The organism is Streptomyces sp. STR69 (assembly GCF_024519455.1).
In the GTDB taxonomy this organism is placed as follows: Bacteria; Actinomycetota; Actinomycetes; order Streptomycetales; family Streptomycetaceae; genus Streptomyces.
In genome coordinates this window covers 37,468-52,270 of record NZ_JALJRY010000001.1, presented here as the reverse complement: position 1 = coordinate 52,270, position 14,803 = coordinate 37,468, and the positions used below count along the sequence as shown (strand labels likewise).

General features: G+C 70.4%; 14 protein-coding genes. 9 read left to right on the top strand and 5 right to left on the bottom strand.

The window, feature by feature from the left end:
- Window positions 1-127 precede the first annotated feature (127 nt).
- The 3 genes from OC490_RS00240 to OC490_RS00230 form a co-directional block, all read right to left on the bottom strand.
- Window positions 128-1,234, bottom strand: coding sequence for a sensor histidine kinase (locus OC490_RS00240; protein WP_262055704.1), 1,107 nt, complete (start codon window positions 1,232-1,234; stop codon window positions 128-130).
- Window positions 1,231-1,971 (bottom strand): response regulator transcription factor, encoded by a 741-nt coding sequence (locus tag OC490_RS00235; RefSeq protein ID WP_262055703.1) that lies wholly within the window; start codon window positions 1,969-1,971, stop codon window positions 1,231-1,233. Before OC490_RS00235 ends, OC490_RS00240 begins: the two co-directional genes overlap by 4 nt.
- Window positions 1,972-2,084: 113 nt before the next feature.
- Window positions 2,085-2,762 (bottom strand): spermidine synthase, encoded by a 678-nt coding sequence (locus OC490_RS00230; protein WP_262055702.1) that lies wholly within the window; start codon window positions 2,760-2,762, stop codon window positions 2,085-2,087.
- A 131-nt stretch (window positions 2,763-2,893) separates the two neighbouring features.
- Between OC490_RS00230 and OC490_RS00225 the strand changes: the two genes are divergently transcribed.
- The gene (locus OC490_RS00225; RefSeq protein ID WP_262055701.1) at window positions 2,894-3,760 is read left to right on the top strand and encodes a rhomboid-like protein; all 867 of its coding nucleotides are present in this window, start codon (window positions 2,894-2,896) and stop codon (window positions 3,758-3,760) included.
- Window positions 3,761-3,921: 161 nt separating this feature from the next.
- On the top strand, window positions 3,922-4,506 hold the full coding sequence (locus OC490_RS00220; protein ID WP_262055700.1) for a TIGR03086 family metal-binding protein: 585 nt from the start codon (window positions 3,922-3,924) through the stop codon (window positions 4,504-4,506).
- Between the two features lie 161 nt (window positions 4,507-4,667).
- Here the strand turns inward: OC490_RS00220 and OC490_RS00215 are convergent, their stop codons facing one another.
- Window positions 4,668-4,886: a DUF4259 domain-containing protein gene (locus tag OC490_RS00215; RefSeq protein WP_410098442.1), complete on the bottom strand. Its 219-nt coding sequence runs from the start codon at window positions 4,884-4,886 to the stop codon at window positions 4,668-4,670.
- Window positions 4,887-5,053: 167 nt separating this feature from the next.
- Here OC490_RS00215 and lon point away from each other — a divergent pair, with 167 nt between their 5' ends.
- Together lon and OC490_RS00205 are read left to right on the top strand one after the other, a co-directional pair.
- Window positions 5,054-7,474 carry an endopeptidase La gene (gene lon, locus OC490_RS00210; RefSeq protein ID WP_262055699.1) on the top strand — a complete coding sequence of 807 codons (2,421 nt, stop codon included), beginning with the start codon at window positions 5,054-5,056 and terminating at the stop codon, window positions 7,472-7,474.
- Between the two features lie 128 nt (window positions 7,475-7,602).
- Window positions 7,603-8,082: a MarR family winged helix-turn-helix transcriptional regulator gene (locus OC490_RS00205; RefSeq protein ID WP_262055698.1), complete on the top strand. Its 480-nt coding sequence runs from the start codon at window positions 7,603-7,605 to the stop codon at window positions 8,080-8,082.
- A gap of 30 nt (window positions 8,083-8,112) precedes the next feature.
- Here the strand turns inward: OC490_RS00205 and OC490_RS00200 are convergent, their stop codons facing one another.
- Window positions 8,113-8,901, bottom strand: a complete 789-nt coding sequence (locus OC490_RS00200; protein WP_262055697.1) for a protein phosphatase 2C domain-containing protein — start codon at window positions 8,899-8,901, stop codon at window positions 8,113-8,115.
- A gap of 353 nt (window positions 8,902-9,254) precedes the next feature.
- Here OC490_RS00200 and OC490_RS00195 point away from each other — a divergent pair, with 353 nt between their 5' ends.
- The 5 genes from OC490_RS00195 to OC490_RS00175 are packed head-to-tail and all read left to right on the top strand — an operon-like array spanning window position 9,255 to window position 14,793.
- A complete protein-coding gene (locus OC490_RS00195; RefSeq protein ID WP_262055696.1) occupies window positions 9,255-11,942 on the top strand; it encodes a nitrate- and nitrite sensing domain-containing protein in 2,688 nt (895 codons plus the stop codon).
- Complete coding sequence (locus OC490_RS00190) at window positions 11,939-12,442, top strand: roadblock/LC7 domain-containing protein (RefSeq protein ID WP_262055695.1); 504 nt, start codon at window positions 11,939-11,941, stop codon at window positions 12,440-12,442. Before OC490_RS00195 ends, OC490_RS00190 begins: the two co-directional genes overlap by 4 nt.
- On the top strand, window positions 12,439-12,864 hold the full coding sequence (locus OC490_RS00185) for a DUF742 domain-containing protein (RefSeq protein ID WP_262055694.1): 426 nt from the start codon (window positions 12,439-12,441) through the stop codon (window positions 12,862-12,864). Before OC490_RS00190 ends, OC490_RS00185 begins: the two co-directional genes overlap by 4 nt.
- Window positions 12,845-13,486: a GTP-binding protein gene (locus OC490_RS00180; protein ID WP_262055693.1), complete on the top strand. Its 642-nt coding sequence runs from the start codon at window positions 12,845-12,847 to the stop codon at window positions 13,484-13,486. The genes OC490_RS00185 and OC490_RS00180 overlap by 20 nt, the downstream gene beginning before the upstream one ends.
- A 53-nt stretch (window positions 13,487-13,539) precedes the next feature.
- Window positions 13,540-14,793, top strand: coding sequence for a styrene monooxygenase/indole monooxygenase family protein (locus OC490_RS00175; protein WP_262055692.1), 1,254 nt, complete (start codon window positions 13,540-13,542; stop codon window positions 14,791-14,793).
- Window positions 14,794-14,803: the final 10 nt, after the last annotated feature.

Here is a 14,803-nt window from a genome sequence, read left to right as displayed (position 1 = left end):
TGGTTCCGCTACAGAGGGGGCGTCTTGGTGCGGGCCGGGCGCGCGAACGGCGCGGGCCTCTGCCTGATCACACGTGTCCGTCAGCGCGGACCGCCGTGGATCTTGTGGCTCCGGGTCGAACTTTACGTCAACTCGGCACGGATGAGAGTCCCGGAAGGGTGACGATAATCCTGCAGCCACGGTCGGATTCGGCCACGCCGATCCGGCCGCCGTGCAGGTCCACCGCCCAGCGGGCGATCGCCAGGCCGAGGCCCGTACCGCCGTCGCTGCCGGGTCCGTGGGGCGCGCTCACCGCTCCCCGGTTGAACCGCTCGAAGATGTGCGCCCACTCCGCCTTCGGGATGCCGGGCCCCTCGTCCAGGACCTCCAGCTCCAGCGACTCCGGCAGCACCCCGCGCCGTGCCTTGACCGTCACGCGCCCGTGCGCCGGGCTGTGCTTCACCGCGTTGTCGATCAGGTTGGCGACGACCTGGTGGATGCGCTCCGGGTCTGCGAGCGCGGTCAGCTCCGGCGGGGACACGTCCAGGTGCAGATGCACGTCCGTGCGCGTGTGACTGCCCGAGCCGGACGCGATGCCGGCGCGCGCCGAGGCGACCATGTTGGCCTCCTTGAGCACGCCCGAAAGGTACGGCCACACCTCGAAGCGGCGCGTCTTCAGCGGTACGACGCCGTTGTCCAGGCGGGAGAGGTCCAGCAGCGTCTCGACGAGCCGCCCGAGCCGCTCGGTCTGCTTCAGGGCCGTCCGCATGGTCTCCGGGTCGGCGGCCGAGACGCCGTCGACGACGTTTTCCAGTACGGCGCGCAGACCCGCGATGGGGGTGCGCAGCTCGTGCGAGACGTTCGCGACGAGTTCCTTGCGCTGGCGCTCCTGGGCCTCCAGCTCGTCGGCCATGACGTTGATCGTCTCGGCCAGGTCGCCCAGTTCGTCGCGGCGGTTCTCACGCACCCGGCGGGTGTAGTCGCCGCGCGAGATGGACCGGGCGACCGTGTTCATCTCGTCCAGCGGCGCGGTGAGCGAATGGGCCACGAACTGCGTTATCAGCAGTGTGGCGATCATCGAGAAGACCGTGATGAAGCGCAGCTCCGTCGCCGTGCGCATGGCGATCATCATCAGCCCGGTGGTGATGAGCACCGAGATGACGACCAGTGCGCCCAGTTTGGTCTTGATCGAGAACGGGCGTACGCCGCCCCAGGGCTCCCCGGGGCTCCTCCGTGACGTCGGCCCGCCGCTCATGGCGTCGGAGTCTCCAGTGCGTAGCCGACACCGTGCACCGTGCGGATCCGCTCGGCGCCGATCTTCCGGCGCAGCGCCTTGATGTGGCTGTCGACGGTGCGGGTGCCGGAGGCGTCCGCCCAGTCCCACACCTCGGCGAGCAACTGCTCGCGGGAGAGCACGGCACGTGGGGTGTTCGCCAGGCACACCAGCAGGTCGAACTCGGTGGGCGTGAGATGCACGTCGTCGCTGCGCACCCGTACCCGGCGCTGCGCGTGGTCGATCTCCAGCTCGCCGAGGCGCAGGATGCCCGAGCGCGGGGTGGAGGCGGCCACCACGGCACGCTCGACGCGGCGCAGCAGGACGTGCACCCGCGCCGCCAACTCCCGCATGGAGAACGGCTTGGTCATGTAGTCGTCGGCGCCGACCCCGAGCCCGACCAGCATGTCGGTCTCGTCGTCGCGCGCGGTGAGCATCAGCACCGGCACCGGGCGGGCGGCCTGCACTCGGCGGCAGACCTCCAGGCCGTCGAAGCCGGGCAGCATGATGTCGAGGATCAGCAGATCGGGCTGCCAGGCCTCGGCGGTGTCGACGGCCGAGGGCCCGTCGCCCGCGGTTTGCACGAGGAATCCCTCGGCGCGCAAACGGGCCGCGATGGCGTCGACGATCGTCGCATCGTCCTCGACCACGAGCACCCGGCGCTGTGCGCCCGGCGTGGCCGTGGCCGTACCGTTGTGGGAGGTGTGTGTCTGCTCCATCGCCCGCCCCTGAAGTGTGCTTTCCGGAACCAGTGGGGTGATCCCATGACTGCGCTTGACGCTTGAATGATCCGCGTCAGGGAAGCAGGGTACGGGCAGTCACGGCGCCTTTGCTATCCAGGTCGGACGGCGAGGTGCACGACGTCGGGAACTCCTCGGGCAACGGGGATCTCTTCGGTACGCACCTGCTGGAACCCGGCATTCCGTAAGGTTCGCTCAAATTCCGGAGAGGGCTGTGCGGACCATACGGCGAGCACCCCGCCAGGCCTCAACACCCTTGCACAGCTTGCCAGTCCGGCCGGTGAGTACAGGTTGTCGTTGCTGTCGGTGACGGTCCAGCCGGGCCCGTTGTCGATGTCGAGGCAGAGCGCATCGAAAGTGGCGCAAGTCTCATTGACGAATGCGACCAGGTCCGTTTTCAGAATGTCGGTCCGCGGGTCGGCGAGAGCGGACGCGGAGAGCGCCGACAGCGGTCCGGAGCGGTGCCATTCGACGATCGCGGGCTCGCGCTCCACGACCGTGATCCGGCCCCAGCGGGGGTCGGCGGCGGCGTGCGCGAGCGAGAAACCCACGCCCAACCCGCCGATCAGCACGTCCGGTTGGGGGCGGCCGTCCAGCGCGGCGTACGCGGCGTCGACCAGCAGCCGCTCCGAGCGCCCGTCGGAAGTGTCCATCAGGAAGCACCCGTTGGCGATGATCTGCAGCAACTCCCCGTGCCGGCGCAGCACCACCTCGCCGTAGGGGCCCTCGCGACGGTCCAGGACAAGGGGAGTGTCGTACGCGGTGGTCATCCGCGCACGCTACCCGCGGACGCGTAAGAAAGCTTTCGGGTTGCTATGAATCGGCTCTCGCGTGGCGTCGGTCATAGACAGCGGCAGGTGGGACGGCGAAGGGTGGGGTGAAACGGAAGGAGCCCCTCACGGTGGAACGGACCGCGACGGCCGATACCCAGGTCTCCGCCACGCCTTCGGGCGCAACTTCGACCGAGGTGGACTCCCCTCTGCTGGACGCGATGCCGAGACAGCGGGAAGTGCTGGAAACGGCCTGGGAGTTGAGCTGCCCCGCGGTGTCCCTCTCGGCGTCCACCCCGGCCGTTCCCCGCGCACCGCGAGTCCCGGCCGCACTGCGCCTCCTCGCCCCCTGGCGGCTGCTGCCCACGCCCACCGGGACGCCGTTCACCTTCGGTTACGCGACGCTGCTCGTCGTCACCTCGCTCATCGCGCAGTACGCCGATCCCACGCTGGTGAGCCAGCTGCACCAGGCCTCCAGCACCGATGTCACCCACCTCCTCCGCGACCCGTTCCTCGTGCTGGTCGCCAGTGCGCTGTGGATCGTCGGCGGGGTGCTGTCGCCGTACGCGTTCCTCTTTCTGCTGGTGCTGACCGCGCTGGAGCGGCGGATCGGCGGAGTGCGGGCCGCCGGGGTGTTCCTGACCGGGCACATCCTGGCCACGCTCGCGACCGAAGGCACCGTGGGGCTGGCCGTGCTGGCGGGACATCTGCCCGACACCTCGCTGCACCGCCTCGACTACGGCATCAGCTTCGGCGTCGCCGCGAGCACGGGAGCGTTGGCCGGTCTGCTCAGGCCCTGGCTCGGGCTGCCGTTGCTCGCCCTGTTCGGCTGGACGCTGGTCACGGACCTGATGGCGTTCACCGACCCCATGACGAACTGGGGGCATCTGATCTCGCTCACGATAGGCGTCATGACCTGGCCGTTGATACGGCGCTGGCAGCGGGCCGAGCGGCTGGCTCGGTTCGGGATCGCCCGGGTCGGGGTTGCCCGGCTCTGACTCCCCGCCCGGCCGGCCGGCCGGGTCGAGGCGGGTGGGCGCGATGTCGACGTGACCGGTGGGACGGTCGTCGGAGGTGCCCCCTGTCGAAACAATGTCGTTGCGCGGGGTGTGGCAATGGTGTCGACAGCCGAGCGCGGTCCTGGACGGGGGAGGTCCCAGTGGCGGATACGGGTGCGGAGACGATCGCGGTACGGCGGATCGAGCGGGCGATCGCGGCAACCGGCCTTGTGGTGGCGGGAGTTGCCGAGGACCAGTGGGCGAACCCCACCCCGTGCGCGGAGTGGGACGCCCGAGCCGTCCTCAATCACACAGTGGGCGGGATGCGCATCTTCGCCGCCGAACTGAACGGCACCGATCCGGGCGCCGAGCACGAGTCCGACTGGCTGGGCGGGGATCCCCGGGGCGCGTACGCGGAGGCGTCCGAGACCGACCGCGCGGCCTGGAACCGCCCCGGCGCCCTCGACGCCACCGTCCACATCTCGCTCGGCGCGCTGCCCGGCCCGATGGCCGCGCTGATCCACTTCACGGAGGTCTGCGTCCACGGCGTGGACCTGGCGGTCGCGACGGGCCAACAGGCTGTGGTGGACGAGGAGTTGTGCGGGGAACTGCTCGCGGTGATGCACGGCCTGGGCGGCTTCGACGCGTACCGCGTGCCGGGCGTCTTCGGTCCCGAGGTCCAGCCCGCGCCCGGGGCGGCCCCGCACGGGCAGTTGCTGGCCTACTTGGGCCGCAAGCTCGCCTGATCCGGTCGGTACGTCTGAAGTGCGCGGATGAACATCTCCGCGGGAGAGCGCGGGAGGCAGGGGCGGGTGGTCGCCGGCCCACCCGGCCGGAGGGGACCCTCTCCGTAAAAGCGTGACACTTCCATTGTGGGTGTCACACTTTCGCGACTCGCCCTCCGTGTTCACCCCGGCTCGGTCAGAACGCGGTCGAGGGCCCGGAGGGCGAGGGCGCGCAGACCGGTGAGGTCGGGGACGGGCTCGTCCCGTCCGTAGTGGGGGTGAGCGCGCTCGCCGCCGGGGCATTGCCCGGCGACCGGGGCCGCTGCCGCGACGCCTTCGTCGCCGATGTCCGCGTCGAGGTGGTCGGTGGTGTCGGCCGCCCGGACGGGGGCGTCCCGCACCGAGCCCTGACGCGCGTCCGGGAAGCCCCCGCCCCGTTTCCGTGTTGACCTGCACTGAGGCGGGCCCGCTATCGCTGATCGCTCACGGCGAACAACCGGTGGGGAACAATCGAAGACGCCCAAGCATTGAGTCGGCATAGCTCAACTTGACTGCCTAAGGGGAGATCATGGCTTCGACGTCCACACCGCTCACCCTGCCCGTGCTGCCGCTCGACGACGAGGTCGTGCTGCCCGGAATGGTGGTTCCGCTGGACCTGAACGACACCGATGTACGCGCCGCTGTGGAGGCCGCCCAGGCCGCCGCCCGGTCCGAGCCCGGAAAGCCCAAGGTCCTGCTGGTGCCACGCATCGACGGGACTTACGCGAGCACGGGTGTGCTCGGCACGATCGAGCAGGTCGGCCGGCTGGCCGACGGCGACCCGGGCGCGCTGATCCGCGGCCGTAGCCGCGTGAAGATCGGCGCCGGGACCACCGGTCCCGGTGCCGCGCTCTGGGTCGAGGGCACCGCGCTCGACGAGAGCCTGCCCGAACCTGTACCCGGCTCGGTGACCGAGCTGGTGAAGGAGTACAAGGCGCTGGCCACGGCGTGGCTGCGCAAGCGGGGGGCCTGGCAGGTCGTCGACCGCGTGCAGGCCATTGACGACGTGTCCACGCTCGCCGACAACTCCGGTTACTCACCTTTCCTGACCACTGAACAGAAGATCGAGCTGCTGGAGACCGCCGACCCGGTGGCCCGCCTCAAGCTCGCCACCCAGCACCTGCGCGACCACCTCGCCGAGCAGGACGTTGCCGAGACCATCGCCAAGGACGTGCAGGAAGGCGTCGACAAGCAGCAGCGCGAGTTCCTGCTGCGCCGCCAGCTCGAAGCCGTCCGCAAGGAACTGCGCGAGCTGAACGGCGATTCGGCCAAGGACGGCGAGGAGTCCGACGACTACCGGGCCCGCGTCGAGGCCGCCGATCTCCCCGAGAAGGTCCGCGAGGCCGCGCTCAAGGAGGTCGAGAAGCTGGAGCGGTCCTCCGACCAGTCGCCCGAGGGGTCGTGGATCCGCACCTGGCTGGACACCGTCCTCGAACTGCCGTGGAACGAACGGACCCAGGACGAGTACGACATCCAGGGCGCCAAGGCGATCCTCGACGCCGAGCACGCCGGTCTGAACGACGTGAAGGAGCGCATCACCGAGTACCTGGCCGTGCGCAAGCGGCGCGCCGAGCGGGGCCTGGGTGTTGTGGGTGGCCGACGCGGCGGTGCCGTACTGGCCCTCGTCGGTCCGCCCGGTGTCGGCAAGACCTCGCTCGGCGAGTCCGTCGCGCACGCGATGGGCCGCAAGTTCGTGCGGGTCGCGCTCGGCGGTGTGCGGGACGAGGCGGAGATCCGCGGTCACCGGCGTACGTACGTCGGTGCGCTGCCCGGCCGTATCGTCCGCGCCATCAAGGAGGCCGGGTCCATGAACCCGGTGGTCCTGCTGGACGAGATCGACAAGGTGGGGTCCGACTACCGGGGCGACCCGGCCGCGGCCCTGCTCGAAGTCCTCGACCCCGCGCAGAACCACACCTTCCGCGACCACTACCTGGAGGTCGAACTCGACCTGAGCGATGTGGTGTTCCTGGCGACGGCCAACGTGCTCGAAGCCATCCCGGAGGCGCTGCTCGACCGGATGGAACTGGTCCGGCTGGACGGTTACACCGAGGACGAGAAGGTCGTCATCGCCCGTGACCACCTGCTCCCGCGCCAGCTGGAGCGGGCGGGGCTCAAGGACGACGAGGTCGTCATCGACGAGAGCGCGCTGCGCAAGCTCGCCGGTGAGTACACCCGTGAGGCGGGCGTCCGCACCCTGGAGAGGTCCGTCGCCCGGCTGCTGCGCAAGATCGCAGCGCAGCACGAACTGGGCGAGCGGAAGCTGCCGTTCACGGTGACCGACGCCGACCTGCGCGGGCTGATCGGCCGCCCGCACCACGTGCCCGAGTCCGCCCAGGACCCGGCGGAGCGCCGCACGGCGGTCCCCGGTGTCGCCACCGGCCTCGCGGTCACCGGCGCCGGCGGTGACGTCCTCTACGTCGAGGCGTCGCTGGCCGACCCGGAGACGGGCGCGGCGGGTCTGACCCTGACCGGTCAGCTCGGTGACGTGATGAAGGAGAGCGCGCAGATCGCCCTGTCGTTCCTGCGCTCGCACGGAGCCGAACTGGAGTTGCCCGTCGCCGACTTGAAGGACCGGGGCGTGCACATCCACTTCCCGGCGGGTTCGGTGCCGAAGGACGGCCCGAGCGCGGGTGTCACGATGACGACGGCCCTCGCGTCGCTGCTCAGCGGCCGGCTGGTCCGTACGGACGTGGCGATGACCGGTGAGGTCTCGCTGACCGGCCGGGTCCTCCCGATCGGCGGGGTGAAGCAGAAGCTGCTCGCCGCGCACCAGGCGGGGGTCACCACGGTGATCATCCCGAAGCGCAACGAGCCCGACCTGGACGACGTCCCGGCCGAGGTCCTGGACAAGCTCGACGTCCACGCGGTGACGGACGTCCGCCAGGTCCTGGAGCTGGCCCTGTCGCCCGCGACGAACGGCGCGACGTCGGAGGTTCCGGTGGCGGCGTGACGGACGCCACCGGTCAGGTGAAGGCCCGGGTCCCTTTCACGAGGGGCCCGGGCCTTCGTCGTACGTAGGTCCCACCCTGCGAAATACTGGCGAAACTGCGGCGACTTTCACGATCAGGAAAGCAGACCATGGGTGCTGATGTGCACAAGGACGAGGACAGAAGTGACAGCGGGATTCCGGATCCCGAATACCTGTCCCTGGAACGCGAGTTGACGTTCCTCTTGCGGCGGGCCCGGGCCAACCAGGGCGAGATGGCCCGTGAGGTCCACCCCGACCTGGAGTCCGCCGCGTACGGCCTGCTGGTCCGGCTGGAGGAGTACGGCCGGCAGCGGGCCACGGAACTGGCCGCCTACATCGGCGTCGGCAAGGCCACCATGTCCCGCCAGCTGCGCGCCCTGGAGGAGCTGGGCCTGATCGCCCGCGAGCCCGACCCGGCGGACGGCCGCGCCTGGCTGGTCGACCTCACCGACGAGGGTTGCCGCCGGGTCACCCATGTCCGCGAGGCCCGGCGCGAGCGCTACGTCAGCCAGCTCTCCCACTGGGACCGCCGCGAGGTCGCCGAACTCGCCCGGCTGCTCCACCGGTTGAACGGCGTCATGGAGAAGTGAGTCCCAAGCGGAAGCTGCGGAGGTAGCGGCTCACAGCTCGACGTACACGACCGTCGCGTCGTCGTGCGTCTTGCTCCGCCGCAGATACGTCCGCGTCTCCGCGTCGGCCCGCTCCAGCGCCCGCACCCGGCGCACCAGCTCCGCCGCCCCCTCCTTCTCCACGAGGGCGAAGCACTCCGCCCAGTCGCCCCGGCCGAACTTGTCCACCCACCTCGTCGCCCCGTCCGTCAGGGCGGCGAGGGCGCGGACCCCGGTGCGGGGAAGCGTGCCCGTCACCGCCCGTTCGGCGACCGAGGGATCGGCGGCGGCCGTGAAGAAGCCGCCCTCCTTGTTACGGAGCGTGGCGTCGATCAGCTCGTCCGTGGCCAGGGCGGCGCGCGGCAGCCGCGACAGACGGTCGTCCAGTACGGCGGTCACCTCGCCGGCCGGGGAGTCGACCAGCAGGGCGGAGTCCGAAAGGACCAGATATTCGATCTCACGCGGGGACCAGCGGGCCAGCACCACGGTTGCCTGAGGGGTGCGTGGGTGAGAAAGGTCACAGGTGGTGGAGTGGGCCTCGGATGTTCGGAGGATCGCCCGGGAGAGAATCTCCGCCAGCGTCAGATCCCGGCAGGAAACGGTCAGTTCGGTCAGCGCGCCGCCCAGCCGCGCGGTGTACCAGGGCACCGGATGCAGACAGCCCGTCTCCCCTCTCGGTGGGGTCACGCCATCCAGGACGATCAGCGAACCGCCCTGTCCCGAGGCCGGGAGGCCGACGCTCGCGAAGTCCTCGTCGGGGCGGTCCGGGTCGCCGGGTTCCGACACAAGTTCCGTACGCATTCGGCCAGTCTGCACGACCTCTTCACAGGCCCTGCCAAAGGTTGGCACTGGTTACCGAATCAGCGCAGTCATGCAGGTCAGACGCCTGGTTTGGGCTGGAATGGATCACTCCGGGAATGCGTGGCGGCGAATCCTGCCAAAGCCCGCCGCTCACGTCCAACCGGCGCTGCCCACAAGGCCGTAGGACGGGCCGACGGAACTTGCCCGCCAACTCCCCGACGGGGTTCACTCCTTCGGGTGGCGGCCCGGATGATGCGCGACCGCTGCCCACCGGCACTGGGAGGGTCGCCGTACCGGGATGACGGAGCGTCACCCGGCCCCATGGGTATCACGAGTCAGGAATGCGAGCACCGGTGCAGAAAAAGCGGCCTCGGCGCACTGCCAAGCAGACGGCCCCTCAGGGGGGCGCCACCGGTGCCGTCACACCCGACCCCGCGGGCAAGGGGCGCAGCACCCACGTCCGCAACCGGCTCATCGTCGCCGTGGCCGTCGTGGCCGCCGCCATCGCCGCGGCCGGTGTCCCCTCCCTCATCACCGCCTCCGGCCAACTCCACGACTCCCAGGACCTGGTGACGCTCGCCGAGCAGACCCAGGACGCCCTGTCGCTGGCCCACTCGCTCGCCGACGAGCGCGACGAGGTCACCTCGTACATCGCCGCCGGGCGCCCCAAGTCCCGGGCCCCCGACGAGGACCGCAGCGCCCGCGTCGACCGGCAGGTCGAGGAGCTGCGCGCCGACACCGACATCTCCGCCGCGCTCCGCTCGGACCTCGACGACGTCGCCGCCGTACGACGGGCCGCGCTCACCGGCCAGAGCAGCGCCCTGGAGGCGCACATCGCGTACTCCGGCGCCATCACCGAACTGCACCGGCTCGCCGAGCAGTTGGCCGAGCAGATGCCGCCGCGGGCCGGGTCCGGCGCCTACGCGCTCGCCGAACTCGACGCCGCCGTCCAGCAGGCCGCCGCCGCCCGCGGACTGCTGCTGGCCGCACTGAACGTGCCGACCAGCACCACGACGGTCATCAGCCCCATCACCGGTCTCCCGGTCACCGAGACCACCTCCACGAGCGCCCAGACCAAGCAGCGCGACGCCCTCAGCGCCGCCGCCCAGCAGGCCCGGCTGCGCTCCGACGCCGCCCTCGCCGACTTCCGCGACTCCGCGACGAAGACCGCCCTGGCGGGCTACGACTCCACGGTCACCGGACCCGAGGTCAACTCCGCCGAGAAGTACCTCGCCTCCCTCACCGACCAACCCACGCTGTCCGACAGCGAGTTGGACACCAGCACCAAGAAGCTCGACGCGGCGCTCTCCGCCCGCGTCGACCTGATGCGCGGCGAGGAGTCGGCCCTCTACGAGCGCCGCTCCAAGGACCTCGCCCAACTGCGCGACGACGACGTCAAGGCGCTGGAACTGCGCGTCGCGATCCTCGGCGCCCTCATGCTGCTCGCCGTCGGTATCGCCACCGCCATGGCCCGCACCCTCACCCGCCCGCTGTCGGTGCTGCGCCGCGGCTCGGCACGGCTGGCCGGCGCCGAGGACCCGGCGGCCGAGGAAGCCATCAAGTTCACCGGCCGCAACGACGAGTTCGCCCAGGTCGTCCGCTCGGTCAACTCCCTGCACGCACACGCCGTCGCCCTGCACGAGCGGATCGCCACCCTGGAGGCCGACCGCAAGCACCTGGTCGGCCAGCGCCAGCGGATGGCCGACGCCCGCGAGGAACTCCGGGCCGAAGTCACCGACTCCAGCGACCAGTTGGAGCGCCTGCGCACCAGCATCGGCGGCACCTTCGTCAACCTCGCGCTGCGCACCCTCGGCCTAGTGGAGCGCCAACTCGCCGTCATCGAGGGCCTGGAGGAGCGCGAGCAGGACCCCGACCGGCTCTCCACCCTCTTCAAGCTCGACCACTTCGCCACGGTCATGCGCCGGCACAGCGAGAACCTCCTCGTCCTCGCCGGCACCGAACACGTCCAGCAGCACGCGGGCCCGGTCCCGCTCGTCGACGTCGTCCGGGCGGCCGTCAGCGAGATCGAGCGCTACGAACGCGTCCGCATCTCGGCACTCCCGCCGCACGCGCACGTGGCGGGCTTCGCGGCGGACGACCTGAGCCACCTCCTGGCCGAACTCATGGAGAACGCCAGCTCGTTCTCCCCGCCGGACGCCCCCGTCGAGATCTCCGGCTGGCTCCTGGAGAACGGCGAGGTCATGCTCTCCGTCCAGGACGAGGGCATCGGCATGACCGACGACCGCATGACCCGCCTCAACACCCGCCTCACCGAGTTCGACCCGGACTCGCCCTACGACCAGGAGGGCGAGGAGGGTCTCGGCCTCGGCCTGTACGTCGTGGCCCGTCTGGCCCACCGCCACGGCGTCCGCGTCCAGCTCCGCGACCAGAAGCAGGGCGGCATCGCGGCGGTCGTGGTCCTGCCCGGCCCGCTCCTGGCGGCGGCCCCGATGACGGCCGTACCGACGTCCTCACCGGCCGCCGCGACCACGCACTCCTACTCCCTGCCCGGCGCAGCCGCCGAGGCCAACTCCAACGTCCTGCACGCCCGTTCGAAGCCGGACGAGGATCCGCTGGTCGCGCTGGCGGAGAAGGCGGTACGGGAGACCCCCGCCGAGACGACGATGGAACTCCTGCTGCCGCTGGCCGCCGACGGCGAAGGCGCCCCACAGGGGCCACCCGCGCCCGACGACGAGAGCCGCACGGGCGTTGCGGGTGGGAGCGAAAGCAAGGCCGACGGCGAAGCCGAGGCCGAGCACACGCGGGCCGACGAGGACCCCGTCACAGCCAAGGGCCTCCCCAAACGCACCCCCAAGATCACCCAACCCGAACAGGCCCCGCGCAAGCGGACCGGCACTGTGGACGCCGAAGCCCTGCGCCGCAGACTCGGCGGCTTCCGCGCCGGAGCCTCCGCCGGCTATCGGGACGTAGAAGCGGAGATCGCCGAACGGACCGGCCAGAACCCGGTCCCGGCACCCCGCGGCACGACCGCACCATCCGAAGAAGCCACGGGGGGCACCGTCGAGGAGGCAAGCAGTTGACCGCGCCCAGTACCTTCGGACTGAGCAGTGAAGCCCGCAACCTGCACTGGCTGCTGAGCAACCTGGTCGAGGAAGTGTCCGGCATCCAGTCGGTCGCGGTCGTCTCCTCCGACGGCCTGCTGCTCCTCTCCTCCGACCCCGACCGCAACGAGCAGGCCCGGGAGTCCCTCGAGGCCAGGCGCACCGGCCCGCGCGGCTCCTCCGCCGACCTCGCCACCATCGTCTCCGGCATCGGCAGCCTCACCATCGGCGCCTCCAAGCTGATGGACTCCGGCCCGGTGAAGCACACCATGGTCGCGATGGAGGAGGGCAGCCTGTTCGTCATGTCGATCAGCGACGGTTCGCTGCTCGGTGTGCACGGCTCCGCGGACTGCGACATGAGCGTCGTGTCGTACCACATGGCGCTCTTCGTCGGCCGCGCCGGACATGTGCTGACCCCCGAACTCCGCAGCGAACTGCGGAAATCCCTGGAAGACGCGTCCGCGGAGAGTGCCCGATGAACGGCGGCGGCAGCGGCAGTACGCCGAACAAGCTCCCCGTGCGCGGCGGCGACCGCAAACCCGCCCGGGTGCGCCCCTACTCGCTCACCGGGGGCCGTACCCGCTTCGGCCATGTCCTCCTGGTGGAGACCTTCGTGGCGGCGCTCGAAGCCCCCGAGGAACGCAAGGAGTTGACGAACGGTTCGCTCAACACCCGGGTCATGCCGGAGATGCGCGCCATCGTCGAACTCTGCCGCCGTATGCGCACGGTGGCCGAGATCGCCGCGCTGCTGAAGATGCCGCTCGGTGTGGTCCGCGTGCTCCTGAGCGATCTCGCGGACCAGGGAAAGATCCGTGTGTACGGAACCGGGACCGGTCACGGCCCGGGCCGTCCTGACCGCGCTCTGCTGGAAAGGGTGCTGAGTGGACTCCGTCGTCTCTGACGCCGCCGCCTACGGCGTCTCCCCGCTCCTCGACGACGAGGAGCAGCCGCGGGCCTGGCAGTTGGACCGCACCCGCGCACCGGTCGCCACGAAGATCGTGGTGGCCGGTGGTTTCGGCGCCGGCAAGACCACCATGGTCGGCGCCGTCTCCGAGATCCAGCCCCTCCAGACGGAGGCGCTGATGACCGAGGCCAGCGAGGACACCGACGACCTCACGGGCACCCCGGAGAAGACGACCACCACGGTCGCCATGGACTACGGCCGCCTCACCCTCGACGACGACCTGGTGCTCTACCTGTTCGGTACGCCGGGCCAGCAGCGGTTCTGGTTCATGTGGGACGACCTGGTGCGCGGCGCGATCGGTGCCGTCGTCCTTGCCGACACCCGCCGCCTCAAGGACTGCTTCCCCGCGCTGGACTACTTCGAGAGCTGCGGTCTGCCGTACGTCGTCGCGGTCAACCACTTCGTCGGCAGCGAGCGGTTCGACCCGGAGGATGTGCGGGAGGCATTGACGATTCCCGCGCACATACCTGTAATGATCATGGATGCGCGGCGGCGGATCTCGGCCATCGAGACCCTGCTCGCACTCGTCGCCCACGCGCTGGACGTCACCCCCGAGTAGCCGCCCGAGCAGTCCTCAAGCCGCCGAGACCCGACCAAGGAGCCACCACCCGTATGCGGAAGATACTCGTCGTCGGAGCCGGCCAGTCCGGGCTCCAACTCGCCCTCGGACTCCAGTCGCACGGGTACGAGGTCACCCTGATGTCCAACCGGACCGCGGACGAGATCCGCACCGGACGGGTCATGTCGACGCAGTGCATGTTCACCACGGCACTGGGGCACGAGCGCGATCTCCAGCTGAACTTCTGGGAGTCCCAGGCCCCGAAGATCGAAGGACTCGGCGTCTCGGTCGCCGCGCCCGGCTCGCACGACCCGGGGCCGACACAGCGCGTGATCGACTGGGTGGGCAGGCTCGACGGGTACGCGCAGTCGGTCGACCAGCGGGTCAAGATGGCCGGCTGGATGGAGACGTTTGCCCAGCGCGGCGGCCAACTGGTCATCCACGGCGCGGCGGTCGGCGACCTCGACTACTTCTCCCGTACGTACGACCTCGTCCTCGTCTCGGCGGGCAAGGGCGAGTTGGTGTCGATGTTCGGCCGCGACCCGGAGCGCTCCCCGTACACCGAACCGCAGCGCGCGCTCGCGGTCTCCTACGTCCACGGTCTGGGCCCGCGTCCGGAGCACCCGGAGTACGACGCCGTCCGCTGCAACCTGGTGCCCGGCGTGGGCGAGTTGTTCGTCATGCCGACGCTCACGACGTCCGGCCGCGCGGACATACTGTTCTGGGAAGGCATACCCGGCGGGCCGTTGGACGTCTTCAACGGCGTCAAGGACCCGGGCGAGCACCTCTCCCTGACCCTGGAACTCATGGAGAAGTTCACGCCCTGGGAGTACGACCGGGCGCGGAACGTCGAACTCACGGATGCCGGCGGCACGTTGGCCGGCCGCTACGCGCCCACTGTTCGTCATCCGGTGGGGCAGCTCCCTGGTGGTGGGCTGGTCCTGGGGGTGGCTGATGTCGTCGTCGCCAACGACCCGATCACCGGGCAGGGCTCCAACTCCGCGGCCAAGTGCGCCGCTTCGTATCTCGCGTCGATCCTCGAACACGGGGAGAAGGAATTCGACGGGGACTGGATGCACGCGACGTTCGAGCGGTACTGGGACACCGCGCAGCACGTCACCAAGTGGACCAACGCGATGTTGTCTCCGCCGCCGGAGCACATCCTCAACCTCATTGGTGCGGCTGGGCAGTTGCAGCCGGTGGCGGATCGGTTCGCCAACGCGTTCGACGATCCGGCGGACTTTGAGAACTTCTTCTATGAGCCGGAGAAGACGGGGGCGTACCTGGCTTCTGTGGCCGGGGCCTGATCGCCGTTCG